This is a genomic window from Microcystis sp. MC19 (assembly GCF_003019735.1).
Classification (GTDB): Bacteria; Cyanobacteriota; Cyanobacteriia; order Cyanobacteriales; family Microcystaceae; genus Microcystis.
In genome coordinates this window covers 266,556-282,707 of the sequence record NZ_CP020664.1, presented here as the reverse complement: position 1 = coordinate 282,707, position 16,152 = coordinate 266,556, and the positions used below count along the sequence as shown (strand labels likewise).

16 protein-coding genes are annotated in these 16,152 nt (G+C 43.9%); 9 read left to right on the top strand and 7 right to left on the bottom strand.

Going from position 1 to position 16,152, the window contains the following annotated elements; all coding sequences use genetic code 11:
• Positions 1 to 204: 204 nt before the first annotated feature.
• Positions 205 to 684 (bottom strand): hypothetical protein, encoded by a 480-nt coding sequence (locus B5D77_RS01415; RefSeq protein WP_002782775.1) that lies wholly within the window; start codon positions 682 to 684, stop codon positions 205 to 207.
• Positions 685 to 1,178: 494 nt separating this feature from the next.
• On the opposite strand from B5D77_RS01415, the gene B5D77_RS01410 reads away from it, so the two are divergent.
• From B5D77_RS01410 to B5D77_RS01385, 6 genes are all read left to right on the top strand, one after another.
• The gene (locus tag B5D77_RS01410) at positions 1,179 to 1,994 is read left to right on the top strand and encodes a Cof-type HAD-IIB family hydrolase (RefSeq protein WP_008201502.1); all 816 of its coding nucleotides are present in this window, start codon (positions 1,179 to 1,181) and stop codon (positions 1,992 to 1,994) included.
• A 121-nt stretch (positions 1,995 to 2,115) separates the two neighbouring features.
• Positions 2,116 to 2,850 (top strand): dienelactone hydrolase family protein, encoded by a 735-nt coding sequence (locus tag B5D77_RS01405; protein ID WP_106908136.1) that lies wholly within the window; start codon positions 2,116 to 2,118, stop codon positions 2,848 to 2,850.
• A gap of 96 nt (positions 2,851 to 2,946) precedes the next feature.
• A complete protein-coding gene (locus B5D77_RS01400; RefSeq protein ID WP_008201506.1) occupies positions 2,947 to 3,804 on the top strand; it encodes a S1 RNA-binding domain-containing protein in 858 nt (285 codons plus the stop codon).
• 119 nt (positions 3,805 to 3,923) lie between these two features.
• Positions 3,924 to 4,781 (top strand): DUF6671 family protein, encoded by an 858-nt coding sequence (locus B5D77_RS01395; protein ID WP_106908135.1) that lies wholly within the window; start codon positions 3,924 to 3,926, stop codon positions 4,779 to 4,781.
• 13 nt (positions 4,782 to 4,794) lie between these two features.
• Complete coding sequence (locus B5D77_RS01390; protein ID WP_106908134.1) at positions 4,795 to 5,454, top strand: class I SAM-dependent methyltransferase; 660 nt, start codon at positions 4,795 to 4,797, stop codon at positions 5,452 to 5,454.
• A 25-nt stretch (positions 5,455 to 5,479) separates the two neighbouring features.
• Positions 5,480 to 6,343, top strand: coding sequence for an NAD(P)-dependent oxidoreductase (locus B5D77_RS01385; RefSeq protein WP_106908133.1), 864 nt, complete (start codon positions 5,480 to 5,482; stop codon positions 6,341 to 6,343).
• A gap of 288 nt (positions 6,344 to 6,631) precedes the next feature.
• Here the strand turns inward: B5D77_RS01385 and B5D77_RS01380 are convergent, their stop codons facing one another.
• Positions 6,632 to 6,982 carry a DUF760 domain-containing protein gene (locus B5D77_RS01380; RefSeq protein WP_008201515.1) on the bottom strand — a complete coding sequence of 117 codons (351 nt, stop codon included), beginning with the start codon at positions 6,980 to 6,982 and terminating at the stop codon, positions 6,632 to 6,634.
• Between the two features lie 133 nt (positions 6,983 to 7,115).
• A complete protein-coding gene (gene scpB / locus B5D77_RS01375) occupies positions 7,116 to 7,634 on the bottom strand; it encodes an SMC-Scp complex subunit ScpB (protein WP_106908132.1) in 519 nt (172 codons plus the stop codon).
• A gap of 61 nt (positions 7,635 to 7,695) precedes the next feature.
• On the opposite strand from scpB, the gene B5D77_RS01370 reads away from it, so the two are divergent.
• Both B5D77_RS01370 and B5D77_RS01365 read left to right on the top strand, forming a co-directional pair.
• On the top strand, positions 7,696 to 8,508 hold the full coding sequence (locus tag B5D77_RS01370) for an inositol monophosphatase family protein (RefSeq protein ID WP_106908131.1): 813 nt from the start codon (positions 7,696 to 7,698) through the stop codon (positions 8,506 to 8,508).
• A 256-nt stretch (positions 8,509 to 8,764) separates the two neighbouring features.
• A complete protein-coding gene (locus B5D77_RS01365; protein ID WP_106908130.1) occupies positions 8,765 to 9,529 on the top strand; it encodes an ABC transporter ATP-binding protein in 765 nt (254 codons plus the stop codon).
• A 212-nt stretch (positions 9,530 to 9,741) separates the two neighbouring features.
• Here B5D77_RS01365 and B5D77_RS01360 read toward each other — a convergent pair whose 3' ends face one another.
• The 4 genes from B5D77_RS01360 to B5D77_RS01345 form a co-directional block, all read right to left on the bottom strand.
• Positions 9,742 to 10,020 carry a hypothetical protein gene (locus tag B5D77_RS01360; protein ID WP_002735949.1) on the bottom strand — a complete coding sequence of 93 codons (279 nt, stop codon included), beginning with the start codon at positions 10,018 to 10,020 and terminating at the stop codon, positions 9,742 to 9,744.
• 41 nt (positions 10,021 to 10,061) lie between these two features.
• Entirely contained in the window at positions 10,062 to 10,391 is a 330-nt protein-coding gene (locus tag B5D77_RS01355) for a hypothetical protein (RefSeq protein ID WP_002791786.1), read from the bottom strand.
• Between the two features lie 404 nt (positions 10,392 to 10,795).
• The gene (gene ndhD1, locus B5D77_RS01350; RefSeq protein WP_008201529.1) at positions 10,796 to 12,379 is read right to left on the bottom strand and encodes a photosynthetic/respiratory NAD(P)H-quinone oxidoreductase subunit D1; all 1,584 of its coding nucleotides are present in this window, start codon (positions 12,377 to 12,379) and stop codon (positions 10,796 to 10,798) included.
• Between the two features lie 402 nt (positions 12,380 to 12,781).
• Complete coding sequence (locus B5D77_RS01345) at positions 12,782 to 13,519, bottom strand: phycocyanobilin:ferredoxin oxidoreductase (protein WP_008201538.1); 738 nt, start codon at positions 13,517 to 13,519, stop codon at positions 12,782 to 12,784.
• Positions 13,520 to 13,694: 175 nt separating this feature from the next.
• Between B5D77_RS01345 and B5D77_RS01340 the strand changes: the two genes are divergently transcribed.
• A complete protein-coding gene (locus B5D77_RS01340) occupies positions 13,695 to 16,007 on the top strand; it encodes a DUF3488 and DUF4129 domain-containing transglutaminase family protein (RefSeq protein WP_106908129.1) in 2,313 nt (770 codons plus the stop codon).
• Positions 16,008 to 16,152 lie beyond the last annotated feature (145 nt).

The following is a 16,152-nucleotide window of genomic DNA, read 5'->3' as shown; positions in this document are numbered from 1 at the left end:
AACTTACTTCATCAGTGAAGTCTCCAGAGATAGTTCATCCCGGCGGATTGAGGTTGTTGCGCTCAACTCGTCGGGATGATATCAGTAGACTATATGTACCAATGTAGCTGAATAAAATTTTGTTTAAGTCTATCCATATATCATTGTGACTTAGATCTTGACCCTTGGCAGATTATTTATTAGCACAATGGGGGGATTTTTTTTTTAGGCCGTTAATTCTTCGGCAGCGTGGGCCAGTTGGGCGGCGACTTTGGCTAAATAGGGACGACTTAACCACCAGATAAAGGGGGACAGCCAACCGCGCAGGGTGACAGAATAGGAAATATAACTACCACAGAGGGTTGATTCTACTTGGTAGGTCATTTTTTGTTCCATACCGGGGATAGCGAGAACTCTGAGGCTGAGGAGTTCCCCGGGGCGGACATTTTCCACGAAAACCCGGATAGGAATGGGAGTCAGACGGGTGACAGCTTGATAGATTAACCCTGGTTTAGCGATTAAACCCAAGGGAACATCAGCCTTGGCAATCAAAGGATGCCAAGAGACATCGGCCACATTGATTAATTTTTGCCAGAGGACATCGACGGGGGCGCTACTGACCACCCGATAGGTTTTGTAGAGTGAAAACTTACAGAATAGTCTGCCTTTGGCCGCTACAATCCTTAAGGAAAAATTGAGAATCACCGATTGCCTCCCGCAAAAATAATCTAGGGAATTTTCTATTGTAAAAAATAAATGGCTTCCCTGGACTGTGCGCTTTTGATAATTTTAAGATCCGGACGTAAGCTATGATCAGCCGTCGGCAGTCCGCAATCAACTTTTTTCTCCCCCCCCGATACTTTTTCCAGCTAATTAGTAAATATGAACTACTAAATTTATTGGTCACGACTACTTAGGGTCTGCTGAAAAAGTTTTTCGGTGGTGGCAAGGTGTGGCCCCCCTGCCCCCGACATCGGGGGCAGGGGTGGGTGGGGTTTTACCCATTTTCAGGGGGTCAATTACCTAATTTTTAGGGAAAAAGTCCCTGAATTTTCCCCCCAATCACTCCAATGGTCGGCACTTTTTGAGGGAAAAAAAGCCTAAAGATATTATCCAAGAAGGTTTTTAGATTTATTCAGCCAACCCTACTTAATTCTTATGGCAAACTGTTAACTGTTACCGTTGAATGGGACAAGACTGTGGATATTCGCTTAATCGTTGTCGATGTGGATGGAACGATCGCCGGTGATAACAATCAGGTTAATCCGGCTGTGGTGCAAGCTGTCTCGGCCGTCCAAAAAAAGGGGATTCCCGTCGCTATTGGCACTGGCAGGATGTACCGCTCGGCTTTACGTTTTCATCAACGCCTTAAATCGACTTTACCTTTAATTGCTTACAATGGCGCTTGGATTCAAGATCCTGTTTCCCAAGTTCACCATCGACATACCCCCATTTCCCCTGACTTGGCGATCGATCTTTTAGATTATCTCGAACAACCCCAATGGAAGGAGAAAATCTCCCTTAATTTTTATATGGACGATGTGCTTTATGTGCGGCAATTAAACGCGGAAACGGAATTCTATCGCCAGCGCTCGGGTATTGTTGCCGAAGCAGTGGGAGATTTACGCAAAGTTGCCCACAAAACCACTAAAATCCTGGCCATGGGGGAAGATAAGCAATTTATCGCCGAGATTTGGCAGCATTTACAGCAACGCTATCAAAATCAAGATTTATACTTTACCCAATCGAGTCCGACTTTTTTTGAAGTTACCCACGTTGAGGCTACCAAGGGAAGCGCCACCCAATTTTTGGCCGAAGATATCCTAGGATTACAACCGCAAAACGTCATGGCGATCGGTGATAATTTTAATGATGTTTCTATGCTCACCTACGCGGGTGTCGGTGTTGCCATGGGTAATGCTCCCCAAGCCGTTAAGGATCAAGCTGATTGGGTTGCCCCCAGTGTAGACTTAAATGGGGTGGCCGCGGCCTTGGCAAAGTTTGTTTTAATTTGAGGAATGGGGGAATGGGGAAATGGGGGAATGGGGAAGTGGGGAATTTAAACTAAAACCCTAAAACCCTAACACCCCAACACCCTAACACCCTAACACCAATTCGCTTTTCACCGAGAAAATTATGACTATTAATACGCAAACTGTTACGATTTCTAACAAAGATATTGACATAGATGCCTATTTAGCCATTCCTGATCGAGTGGGAATTTATCCAGCAATTATCGTGATTCAGGAAATATTCGGCGTAAACGACCATATTCGCCATGTCACCCGCAGAATTGCCCAAGAAGGCTATATAGCGATCGCTCCTGCCATTTATCAGCGATTTGCTCCCGGTTTTGAAACGGGGTACAGTATGGCAGATATCGAAATCGGTCGTCAGTACAAGGAACAAACCAAAGCAGCCGAATTACTCAGCGATATCCAGGCCACCATCGATTATCTTTACAGTTTGCCACAGGTGCAAAAAACTGGTGTCGGCACGATCGGTTTTTGTTTTGGTGGTCATGTGGTTTATCTTGTCTCCACTCTAGAGGATATCAAAGTTACTGCCTCTTTTTACGGTGCAGGAATCACCACGGGAACCCCTGGGGGTGGCCAAGCGACAGTGAAGGTGACTCCCCAAATCAAAGGGACAATCTACGCATTTTTCGGGATGTTAGATGCCAGTATTCCTCAAAAGCAAGTGGATGAGATAGAACAGGCATTAACCCGTTATCAGATTCCTCATCGAGTTTTCCGCTATGAAAATGCCGACCATGGCTTTTTCTGCGACCAAAGAGCTAGTTATAATGCTAAGGCGGCCAAATCTGCCTGGGATCATGTGCTAGAGTTATTTAGCCTTCTTAAATCTTAATGGTCTGACCCCTCAAGCTTCAGCTTACACTGGAAGCAGTTCGAAATCACATTTGTAACCATTCTATTTATCATGACACCGAACCCTGCCTTTTCCATGGACGATTTTGCCAAAGCTCTTGATCAATACGATTATCAATTTGAAAAAGGGCAAATCGTGCGAGGGAGAGTCGATCAACACACCTCCGATGGAGCATATATCGATATTGGCGGCAAATCCTCCGCTTTTATTTCTTTAAGGGAAATTTCCCTGGAAAATGTCACTTCCATTGCCGAAGCTTTACCCATAGGTGCAGAATTCGATTTTCTAATTACCCGTGGACAGGATGCGGAAGGACAAGTTACCCTTTCTCTGCGGCAATTATTACTACAAAAAGCTTGGGAAAATGTCAGGGAAATCTCTGAAAGTGGCAAGTCGGTGCAGCTGCGCGTCACGGGGGTGAATAAGGGAGGAGTGACGGGGGAAGTGGAGGGATTAAAAGGATTTATCCCTCGCTCCCATTTAATCGAAAAAAATGATTTAGATTCCCTGATCGGACAACTTTTAACCGCAACTTTTATTCAAATCGATCAAGAAAATAATAAGTTAGTTTTGTCTCAGCGAGAAATTGCTCGCGCTAACGCTATCAGTCAGTTAGCTGTGGGTAAATTATTAAGTGGCACTGTGGTTAAATTACAACCCTACGGTGTTTTTGTCGATTGCGGTGGAGTGACGGGATTACTCCATGCTAAACAGGTGACGGGGGCCTCTTTTAATTCTCCTATGACTTTCTTTAAAGTTGGTCAGGCAATTCAAGTGGTAGTCGCAGAAATTGACGAATATAAAAATCGCATTTCCCTATCTACAAAAATCCTGGAAGCGCACCCCGGCGAAATTCTCGAAAACTTTGCAGAAGTCATGGAAACAGCAGCAGAAAGATTACAACAAGCTCAGGGAAAAACAATGGACAGTTAAATCAGTTATCAGTTATCAGTTATCAGTTATCAGATGTGAGTTTTAAGTGGACAGTCTTAAGTAGGAAATTGCCGTTTTCTTTTCGCTGATTGCTGTTTTTTACTTTTTCCTTGATCAAGATGTTTCAAGAAAAGATGTTTCAAGATCGGATAGCAATTTTAGGGACTATGCACGGAAAAGAGCGGGTAATTGCACCGATTTTAGCGCAAGAAATAGGCCTTAAGGTGATTGTACCTGATAATTTTGATACCGATCGCTTTGGCACTTTTACCCGGGACATTAAGCGCATCGGGACACAAATTGAAGCCGCTCGCAGGAAGGCACAACAAGCGATCGAGCTTTCGGGATACGATATTGGAATTGCCAGTGAGGGTAGTTTTTATCCCTATCCTAACTTGCCGTTAGTTTCCTGTAATCGTGAATTGATTTTATTGCTCGATCGAGTCCATAATCTAGAAATAATTGGTCAAGCAATAGTCACGGAAACTAATCACGCTCACCAAACTGTCACTAATCTAGCAGCTGCTTTAGAATTTGCCGAAAAAATAGGGTTTCCTAGTCATGGTTTAGTGGTGATGTTTGATAAAAATTCTCTCGACTCTGAGCATATTTTTAAGGGAATTACTGACCAGAAAAATTTCGTTAAAATTGTTGAAGATATTCTTGACAAAAACGGTAAAGTACACCTAGAAACCGATATGCGCGCTATGCACAATCCCACGCGGATGAAAGCGATTGCAGCTGCAACAGCAAATCTGGTTCAAAAACTCAATCAATTATGTCCTAATTGTGGTTGTCCGGGGTTTGATATTATCGAAAGAAAAGCGGGTTTACCCTGTGGTTTATGTCACTTTCCCACCTCTTTAATTAAACTGGAACTATACGGTTGTCAAAGGTGTGATTATCGAGAGGAAAAACTCTTTCCCAACGGTGAAAAAACCGCCGATCCGATGTATTGTGAATATTGTAATCCCTAAAGATAGCTTTTCTATGGAAAGAATTCTAGAACCAGAAGTGATGGATGATCGGGAAGAAGCGATCGAATATGATGCCATGGACTTCACGGAAGTTAATACTAATTTCGCTAAAGAAGCCGTACAATTGGCTGGTATTAATGCTAGGGTATTAGATGTAGGAACTGGTACTGCACGCATTCCGATTATGCTCAGTCAACTACGTCCCCAATGGCAAATTATCGCTATTGATCTGGCCGATTCTATGTTAGAAATTGGTCAAAAAAATATCCTTAATGCTAACTGTCAAGAACAGATCAAATTGGAGAAAGTTGATGGAAAAAATCTTCCCTACCAATCCGAGCAATTTGATTTAGTTATTTCTAATAGTTTAATCCATCATCTCGAAAATCCTCTGCCTTTTTTACGGGAAATTAAGCGAGTTTTAAAACCCAATGGTGGCATTTTTTTAAGAGATTTATTCCGTCCCGATTCCGAGGAAATAATCCAGGGGATGGTGAGGGAAATCGGTCCCAATTTTTCTCTGCGACAAGCGCAACTATTTAAAGATTCTCTCCATGCCGCTTTTAAACTAGCAGAAATCGCCGATTTAATCCAGCAATCTGGATTAAAAAATGTTAAAATTTATCAGTCTTCCGAACGTCATTGGACAGCTATAAAAACCAGTAAAAATTAATCACTAAATCAGGTAAAATTAAGTTATGAAAGTTGGAATTTTGGGAACGGGATTAATGGGAACGCCAATGGTAGAAAGATTATTAAATCAGAAAATTCCTGTTATTGCCTATAATCGCACCTTAGAAAAATTAGCACCTTTACAGCAGTTAGGAGCCAAAACAGTTAGCTCTCCTGAACAAGTAATTCAAGAGGCAGATTGTCTGATTTTAATGTTAACCAATGCCGCCGCTATCCAAGAGGTTTTAGGATTAAATTCCGAGCAATCTAACTTCAATAATCGTACTATTATCCAGATGGGAACCATTGCTCCTTCTGAAAGTAAACAACTGCGAGATCAAATTGTGGCTAAAGGGGGAGAATATCTAGAAGCACCCGTGTTAGGAAGTATTCCCGAAGCTAAAAATGGCACTCTCTTAGTTATGGTGGGAGCAACGGAGAAACAGTTCCATCAATGGTCAAATTTATTAGCACATTTTGGTCAAGAACCGATGTTAATCGGGGAAGTGGGAACCGCTGCGGCGTTAAAATTAGCTTTAAATCAATTAATTGCCTCTCTAACCAGTACTTTTGCTTTGAGTTTAGCTTTTTTATCCCAGCAAGGAGTAGATTTAGAAAAGTTCATGACTATCCTGCGTCAAAGTGCCTTATATGCGCCTACTTTTGACAAAAAATTAACCAGAATGTTAGAGAAAAATTATGCTAACCCTAACTTTCCCACTAAACATTTACTCAAAGATGTCAATCTCTTTTTAGAGGAATCGGAGAAGTTAGATTTAACCACTTTTCCCCTAACAGGAGTAGAGCGTCTTCTGGAAAAAGCTTTAGCAATGGGATTAGCAGAGCAAGATTATTCAGCTTTATACGAGGCGCTGAAAAAAGAATTATAAACCGCTTACCCACATCAAAAAGACTCTCTTTGGTTTGTGTAGGAAGAAAAACCGATAAAAGGCTTTAAATTTTCCTTAAGCTTTGTTGAGGTGGCCGGAAGAGGGGGTTAGAGTAAAAAGTGATGGAATTTTGGGCATATTCTCCTATGACGCTGACTGAATTTGGATTATTAGCGGGTTTACTTGTCCCCGGTATCCTGCTCTCGATTTTGGTGATGGTGAGTTTTGCCAAAGGGGGTTAAAAACTGATAGAGACACCGATGAAAGTGTCTCTGTCTTGGCTGAAGATTAATCTATTTTTGGTTTTTTGCCCAATTTAATTGATTCTGTAGCTAACAAAATTGATTCTAAATGATGGCGCTTCTCCACTTGACCGAGGAAATAACCCGTCATCATCGCTGAAGCGAGAAGATTCGCCAAATTCTCGCGGTCGGTGGTAATTTGTACTGCAAAATCCTCTGAGGGCAACACTCCCACCAATCCCCTGACATTTTGCGAGATAATATCTTTAATTTCGCTACTGACCGATTGGGCGATTCTCTCAAGGGTTTCAGGGTGCTGCTGCTGGAGATACTGCATCAGACCGTTATCATTTTGTTCTTCGGTTTCCCAGGGAAAAAAATCAGGATTAAAAGTCATCAGAACTCCCACGCTGTAGTGGTTATTGGATTTAGGTTAACAAATCGCTCTTCTTGATTGCCCGAAGTCCCCCCATCTTTTTCAAGTTTAGCTCAGTGATCGGAAACATTCACCCCTAATATACCCTCTCCCCTTATTCCTGATCGGTAGCTTCCAGAATACCCTGTTCCCTAAGATTGTCAACCTCGAAATATTGATGAAATTTATCGGTTACTTCTAACCAGTACGATCTACCCTCATTTTGCTTGCGTTTTCTCACAAATCCTCGTTCTACCAAATCCTGAACCTGTTGATAGGCTGTACTGCCCCGTAAATTAATTAAATCCGCTTGCAAAATCGGTCCTTTGAGCGCAATCGCTGCTAAAGTGCGGAGAGTTCCTGTACCTAATTCGGCCGGGATCAGGTCTTCGATCAAATTCTGATAAGCTGACCGCAATTGTAAACTATAACCGAGGGGGGTTTCCACCACTTCCAAGGCACTATCCCGGTGAGCATAATCGGACATTAACTCGATCATGGCATCTTCTACCGTCAAGCGATCGCTGTTGGTCAACGTCACCATCTCGGTTAAGGGGACAGGCTGCCCTTTTAGGTAAAGTATCGCTTCTAGACGGGTAGCTAGTCTGATCTCCTGGTGGGCTTCCGCGCTCAATCTCGACTACCTAAGTTTAGACAATGATTTAATATTCTACTAGAAGACGAACGAGAAAATTATGGAAACTTTTTGGAGTCAGGTTTTAGACTTTTGTTATCAGGCTACCGGCCAGGTGAGCGATCGCCTACTAGCTGATTTTGGCAAATTACAGGCCACCAATAAAGCAGACGGGACTTTAGTGACGGCTGCCGACCGTTGGTCTGATGGCGAATTGCGATCGCTAATTGCTGGCACTTTCCGGGATCATGGAGTCCTAACCGAGGAAACTACCCATATTTTCCCGGATCAAGAATGGTGTTGGGTAGTGGATCCGATCGACGGCACGACTAATTTTACTCGCGGTATTCCCATCTGGGGCATTTCCCTAGGACTTCTCTACCAGGGGACTCCCGTGTTCGGATTTGTTTATCTCCCCTGCCTAAAACAGGCCTATTATGGCTATTGGTACGGTGAGACGGGTTTAACCGGTCCGCTAGGGGCCTACCGCGACGGTCAACCGATTCACACCAGCGACGATTTTCCCAGCAAAAATCATCTGTTCAATCTCTGCGCTCGCAGTACAGATATATTAAAAAATCCCTTTCCCTGCAAAGTGCGGATGATAGGAGTGGCTAGTTATAATCTGCTTTTGGTTGCCGATGGCACGGTGTTGGGAGGAGTGGAAGCAACCCCAAAAGTCTGGGATATTGCCGCGGTTTGGGCAATTCTACAGGCCGCTGGCGGAGTATTTATCTCTTTAGGAGAAAAGATTTTTCCCTTGCAGGTGGGGGAAAATTATAGTGATCGCTCCTATCCCTGTTTAGCCGTAGCTCGATCGAATTTAGCGCCGGTTTTCTTGCCTTTAGTCGGTTTTCTCAAGGATGTTGCTTGAATGGAGAATTGCTCAGGTTAGAATAGCTGCATTTATTGGTTTTATCTCTATTTAGGGCTTGCTGAATAAATCTAAAAACCTTGTTGGATAATATCTTTAAGCTTGTTTGAAATCAAAAACTGCCAGCCCTTGGAGTGATCAGGGGGGAAATTTAGGCACTTTTTGCCTGAAAATTAGGTAATTGACCCCCTGAAAATCGGTAAAACCCTACACTCCACACCCTACACCCCACACCCTGCCCCCACGAATTTATTTCATGAGTTTTGATACTTCCTCTCTCAGCGAACGCAACGATAAAGCCGAAGTCTATCAGCCAGTAATTATTCGCCTCGAAAATGTATCTAAAATCTACGGCAGTGGCGAAACCATGGTTAAAGCCCTTAATAACGTCAATTTAAGCCTAAAAAAAGGTGAATATTGCGCTATTATGGGGGCATCGGGTTCGGGAAAATCCACGGCCATGAATATTATCGGCTGTCTTGATCGTCCCACCTCGGGAGCTTATTATCTAGAAAATCTCGACGTTTCTACGCTGCCGGATGGGGATTTAGCTCAGATTCGCAATCGTAAAATCGGCTTTGTTTTCCAGCAATTCCATCTTTTACCCCAGATGAGTGCGCTGGAAAATGTCATGTTACCAATGATTTATGGTGGGGTTTCTCCCCAAGAAAGAAAGGAAAGAGCGATCGCTGCTTTAACGAAGGTAAAATTAGATAATCGACTGCACAATAAACCCAATCAATTATCGGGGGGACAACAGCAGCGCGTTGCTATTGCTAGGGCAATTGTCAATCAACCCATATTATTACTTGCTGATGAACCGACGGGGGCGCTAGACTCGAAAACTACCCAAGAGGTGATGGCTATTTTCTCGGAATTGAATAACAGTGGCATTACTATCGTCATGGTAACTCACGAGGCTGATGTGGCGCGTCACTCTCAGCGCATTATCTGGTTTAAGGATGGTGAAGTGGTTTATCCTAATCTCGCACCGACGGATTTACACGAGGTGATTGGGTAGGGTAGGGATTTTTCAGTTATCAGTGAAAAGAAAAGGCTCTCCCAGCTTTGGTGGGTAAAATGTATTCTAAGATACATTTCTCAAGAGCGAGGGGGTGGAACGAACCACAAAGACACAAAGGACACAAAGATCGATCGATCCTATGTCAATTAAACTTATCACACAGAACCTAGAAGAGCCAAGAAAACGGCAACTTCCTAATTAGATATCTGTTAGGGATTGGGAAGAAAACCAAAAAGTTTGGCTGCCCCTCCCAAAATGGCAACAACCAAAGCGATTAGAATCCCTCGATTGGTAAATTCCTGATTAGCGACTCTTGCAGTTAATCCTTTAATTTCTGTGGTTAGTCGCTCATCTAGGGCTTTAATCTCCCCTTTTAACTCCGATTGTCCTATCTCTAGCTTGTTAACATCCCTTTGTAGAGAGTCTATTTTCCCCTCAATCCTTGTTAGAACAGCTTCTAGGGAATAAGTCACGGTTTCGTTAGACATGAGCTAAACTCCTATATTTTGCTATGTTATAATCGCCTTATTTAGGGGTTGCCACCGAGGAGAGAAAATCTGATGCTGACGGTGATTATTGCCCCGATACCAGCACTAATTCCCCCAACAATTAGAGGTAAAATTAACCCCCGAAATCCCTGTAAGTCAGAAACAGACTTAACTAAAACAGATTGTTCATTTTCTACTTTCTCTAATCTTTTATCGATGCCCTCAACCTTAAAGCCTAAGGCTTTAATCTCCCCTTTTAACTCTGATTGTCCTATTTCTAGCTTGTTAACATCCCTTTGTAGAGAGTCTATTTTTCCCTCAATCCTTGTTAGAACAGCTTCTAGGGAATAAGTCACGGTTTCGTTAGACATGAGCTAAACTCCTATATTTTGCCATGTTGCGGTCTCGCGTAGCGAGCGCGTTGCGACCGCCTAATCTTCTGTGGGCGCGATTGCTCCAGTGGGGACTAATTCTAATAATTCTCCAGGCTGTACTCAGTAGCGATCGCATTAAAATAATCACACAATCAATTAAAAGTATAATAATACTAAATCCGTTGAGTAACGCACAGAAAACGGGTTTCTCCGAGAAACCCGTTTTCTACTCATGCACTCATGCACAAGAGGGAATAAATAATCATTCTTTAATAACCGGATTTAATATTAGTAAAAATTATCAATTGAATGTTAAGAAGTGCGGAAAGTGGGATTTAATACTGCTCACTTAAAACTCAAATCTGATAACTGGTAACTGGTAACTGATAACTGATAAATCCTTAGATTTCGGGGGCTTTTAGGGAATAAAGGTAGAAACTGGGGGTTTTTGCCTTTGCCTGTTGCACTAAACTGGGAACAGAATTACGCGCTAGGGCGGTTAATTTATTGGTAGTAGCATCGTAAATCGTCGTGGCCACTTTGGGATAGAGTCCAATGCCGATAATTGGCACTAATAGAGAAGCGATGATAAAGACTTCCCGGGGTTCCGCATCTACTAGGGCATGGTGTTCTTCTAATTCCTTATTTTCTGGCCCGTAGAGAATTTCTCGCAACATGGACAACAGATAAATCGGGGTGAGAATGACACCGATAGCCGCTAAAAAGACGATGATGACGCGGAAAGTGGGACTATAGGCATCACTGGTGGCAAAACCAATAAATACCATTAATTCCGCCACAAAACCGCTCATCCCGGGCAAAGCTAGGGAAGCGAGGGAACAGGTGGTCCACATAGCAAAAACTTTCTTCATTTTCTTGCCGACACCGCCCATCTCGTCTAACATCAGGGTATGGGTGCGATCGTAGGTACAACCGACCATAAAGAATAAACTCGCCCCAATCAGTCCGTGGGAAATCATCTGTAACATCGCCCCGCTTGTACCAATATCGGTAAAGGAAGCCATGCCAATCAGCACAAATCCCATGTGAGAGATGGAAGAATAGGCAATTTTGCGCTTAAGATTGCGTTGGGCAAAGGAGGTTAAGGCGGCGTAGATAATATTAACTACCCCTAAAATCACCAAAACGGGGGCGAAAACGGCGTGAGCATCGGGTAACATCCCCATATTCATCCGTAAGAGCGCATAACCACCCATTTTAAGCAAAATTCCCGCTAGTAACATATGGGCGGGGGCAGTGGCTTCGCCGTGGGCATCCGGCAGCCAAGTATGGAGGGGGAAAATCGGCAGTTTTACCCCGTAGGCAATCAGGAAACCGGCGTAGAGGAATAATTGCAGTTTCAGGGGGAAGTCTTTACCAGCAATAGTCACCATGTCAAAGGAGACGGTATCGCCATAAAAAGCCATCGTCAGCGCCGCTACAAGGATGAATAGGGAGCCTCCGGCGGTGTAAAGGATAAATTTGGTGGCCGCGTAGAGACGGCGTTTACCGCCCCAAATGGAGAGGATGAGATAGACGGGGACTAATTCTAATTCCCAGACGAGGAAGAACAGTAACAGATCCTGCACGGCAAACACTGCAATCTGTCCCCCGTACATCAACAGCATCAGGAAGTAGAATAGTTTCGGTTTAAAAGTGACCGGCCAAGCCGCTAAGATAGCCAGAGTGGTGATAAATCCCGTTAAGATAATCAGAGGCATGGAGAGGCCATCGGCTCCTAAGGACCATCTTAGGTCAATTTCGGGCAACCATTGGTAACTTTCCACTAATTGCAGATTGGGATTAGCGAAATCGTAACTGCTATAGAAAGCGTAGATAATTAGGGCAAAGTCGATTAATCCCACCGTCAGAGCAAACCATCTCACGGTTTTACCGTCTTTATCGGGAATTATGGGAACCAATAAAGCGGCGACGATGGGAAAAAGGATGATGGCAGTTAACCAAGGAAAGTTCGTTAGATTCATCGGCTGTTTTAATATTTATTTAATCGTCAGAATCGAGAAATTAAGCTAGGGCTTTTAAGCGGTTTTCCTGGGTAAAACCTGCTTTTTTCGCTTGTTCTCGCGGTTACATTTGACTGTACCTAACCCAATCTAGCAATTATTTTCCCGTCCTTGTCTGTTAATATTGTTAAGTTTCAAGAGACTTCTGCCCTAATTAATTTTTGAGAGTTCAAAAATGGGAAAAATAGCGATGAAGTTGCAGAAAATCTCTAAATAAGCAGGTAGGTGTTAAAAATTGTCGGCTCCCCCCCATACTAATGGTAGGGTTGATTCATGAATCAACCCTACGATGAATCAACCCTACGATGAATCAACCCTAGGATGAATCAACCCTAGGAGCAAGGGGGGAAGGGATAGTTCAGTTTAATCGGGCAAATCAAAGAGAACGCCCGTCATATAACGCTCTGCCCATTCCCAACCAAAGGCTTTTTCTAGTACACGCCGAGTTTTATCGTTTTTTTGCTGTTGACTACAATAATCCCGTTGTCCCTGTAAATAAGTGCGCGCTTCTTCTCGGGAAAGGGGCTGACTTTCCCTAGCACATTTGCAGTGAATTGTCAAGAAATCTGTTACTCTTTGTAAAAATTGTCCTTCCTCGGCGGCGGTTTCGGGACGAATAAACAGACAATATTGGGAGAAAATATGACCCCAAGGCGGTAAATCACGAGCTTGGGCGAAATCAGCCCCAGGTAAAGCCGCTAAAGCCTGATTATAGGCACTAGAGAGAGTTTTATCGCCACTGGTGGGAGAAAGATCCACAATAGCGGCACTGATTCCCGCTTTGCCGGAGACTATATCACATCCAAACATCGGCAGCGGATATTCTGGACGGGGGAACATGACACAGTGAAGGATATCCAAACCATTGCCCAGTTTAGCCAGTTCTAGGTGCATTTTGCGGAACTGGGGAGTTTGATAGCAGCGATTCTCGATAATTAATTTTTCCCCTTCTAAACGTCCCTCCACATAGCCTAAACCTTCCGGCAACTCAAAGGGCAACAAATCAAGATAATTTTCCCACTGGGACAAAATTGCTGTGGCTAATTGTCCAATCAGGGGATGAAGCAACGGTAAAATTTCAGGGTTGGTAACGGCTATCATGGGTCAGTAATCAGTAATCAGTTATCAGTAATCAGTAATCAGTTATCAGCTTTTTGCTCCCTATCTCCCGTCTCCTGACTCCTGACATCTAAAATCCACTTTACCTCATGGAGCGATCGAGATTAGAACTGGGAAACATAAAATTAACTTTTTGATCCTTCTCCCAATTTAGCCTATGGTTAGCAGTGCCGCTCGTCCAAGACCTTCCTTAAAAACCCTCTGGCAAAAGATAGAATCTTCTCCCTTGCCAGAAACCGAGGAATCGATTATTTTAAGAATTCTGGTGCAAGCGTTAGTAATCGTCGGTATTATCGCCACCGATGTGGCTACCGATAGTTATACCAGTATTTGGGCTGTTCCTCTCAGTATTATCGGCGGAATCTGGAGTTGGCGACGCAGGAAAAAGCGCAATATCGGGGCAAAATTTTGTATAGCGATCGGAATGTTGGTAGTTTTGGCGCTATTCTTGGGTGATATAGTTGCGATGCAGGATAGTCGCATTGCCCTAACACAATTACTAATTCAATTACAAATTCTCCATAGTTTTGACCTGCCCCGACGCAAAGATTTAGGGTATTCTATGGTAATCGGTTTAATTCTCTTGGGAGTCGCCGGGACAATCTCCCAAACCCTCGCTTTTGCGCCTTGGTTAATCCTCTTTCTGTTTTTATCCCTACCTACCCTAGTTTTAGACTATCGTTCTCGTTTAGGTTTAGATAATCTCAATCAGAGTCTCCCTTTCTTCTCAAGGAAACCCCCGCATCTAGCCACAAAAAAATTAGTTTCCCCGGAAAATTCCCCCCTTTCTCCCAAACGTTTCGGGATTTTCTTTCTGACAATTCTCCTCTTGGGATTGACAATTTTTGCTCTGATGCCGCGTTTTCCGGGTTATCAAATTCAATCTTTTCCCGTCAATAGTCCCGAAGGTATGGAAAATCAGGGTTTTGAACAGGGAGACAGACAAATCGTTAACCCCGGCTATGTGCGCGAGGGTGAAACGGGGAATGGTGGCGTAAATGGCGGTAATAGTCCCACTACAGGGTCAGGACAGTTAGATCCTACCTTTTATTACGGTTTTAACAGCCAAATTAACCAAAATTTGCGGGGAAGTATGACTCCCCAGACAGTCATGCGGGTACGTTCCCAAGCCCCCGGATTCTGGCGGGCGATGGCCTTTGATCGCTATACTGGTCAAGGTTGGCAAATCTCGCGAGATCAAGAAGTAGAGGATTTAAATCGCAATCGTTGGTCTTATCGCTTTTTTGTGCCGTTACCCGCAACCCAGGCCAAAACCCATCAGGTAGTCCAAACCTACAGCATTGTCTCCAGTTTACCGAATATTATCCCTGCTCTTACTTGGCCCCAGTTTCTCTTTTTTCCCACTCGACAGGTATCTTTTGACCGAGAAAATAGCTTAAGGTCGCCGGGGGGATTAGCGGAAGGGCTAACTTATACTGTAATCTCACAAGTGCCGGAACGCAATCGCAGCCAACTGCGATCGGCCCCAGAAACCTACCCTAAGTCTATTCTCAACTATTATTTACAAATTCCTGCCGAAATTGCCCCGAAAGTCCGCCGAAAAACCGAGGAATTGCTGGCCAAATCTCCCACACCTTTAACCTCTCCCTACGAGAAGGCCCTATATTTGGCCCAAGCATTAAAGCAAAACTACGAATTAAAAACCGATTTGCCCTTTTTAGCCGAAAATGAGGATTTAGTCTCGGCCTTTTTGTTTCGTTTTCAGGGGGGTTACGCCGATCATTTTTCCACCGTGTTAACGATTATGTTACGCTCGATCGGTATTCCTGCCCGATTAGCCACCGGTTTTGCCCCTGGCCAGTTTAATCCTTTCACTGGCTTTTATGTTGTCCAAAATACGGACGCTTACGCCATCACAGAGGTGTTTTTCCCTGGTTACGGTTGGTACACTTTCGATCCTATCCCGGGCCACGAATTAATTCCCCCATCCTTTGAGCAAGCGGAACCTTTTAGCGTCCTCAAGCAATTTTGGCAATGGGTAGCTGGATGGTTGCCCTCTCCAGTAACGGGTTTTCTCGGTCTGATTTGGGAAAATGTTATCGTTACCATCGGTAAGTTATTGGCCTGGTTATGGCGCTTTATTTCTGGCAGTCTTTTCGGGGGAATTCTCGGCGGTTTAGTGGGGGTCGTCCTCGCTTACGCTAGTTGGTTAGGATGGGGACAGTTCCATCGTTGGCGTAGGAGTCGCAAGTTGGCAAAACTACCACCAATCGAGCGTTTATACCAGCAAATGTTAGGAATCTTAACAGAAGCCGGTTATGGCAAACATCCCGCTCAAACCCCTTTAGAATACGCCACCGCCGCCCGCCGCGTCCAACCGCCGCCAGTGGCGAATATTATCGAGGAGATTGCTCGCGCCTACGTTGATTGGCGTTATGGCGGGAAATCGGCTAATATCGAGAGATTACGCCAACGTTTTCGAGAATTTGTCAAGTTGGTGAAAAAGTGAGCTTGAGCCTATAGTTAGGGTTTGCGGCAAAAAGTTTTTCAGCAAATCCTAAATAATTAGTCTTTAATAACTGGATTTAGTATTACTTGGCGATCCTTTGATAAATGGCGATCGCATTGCGCTAATCCGATGGCTTCGACTAAAA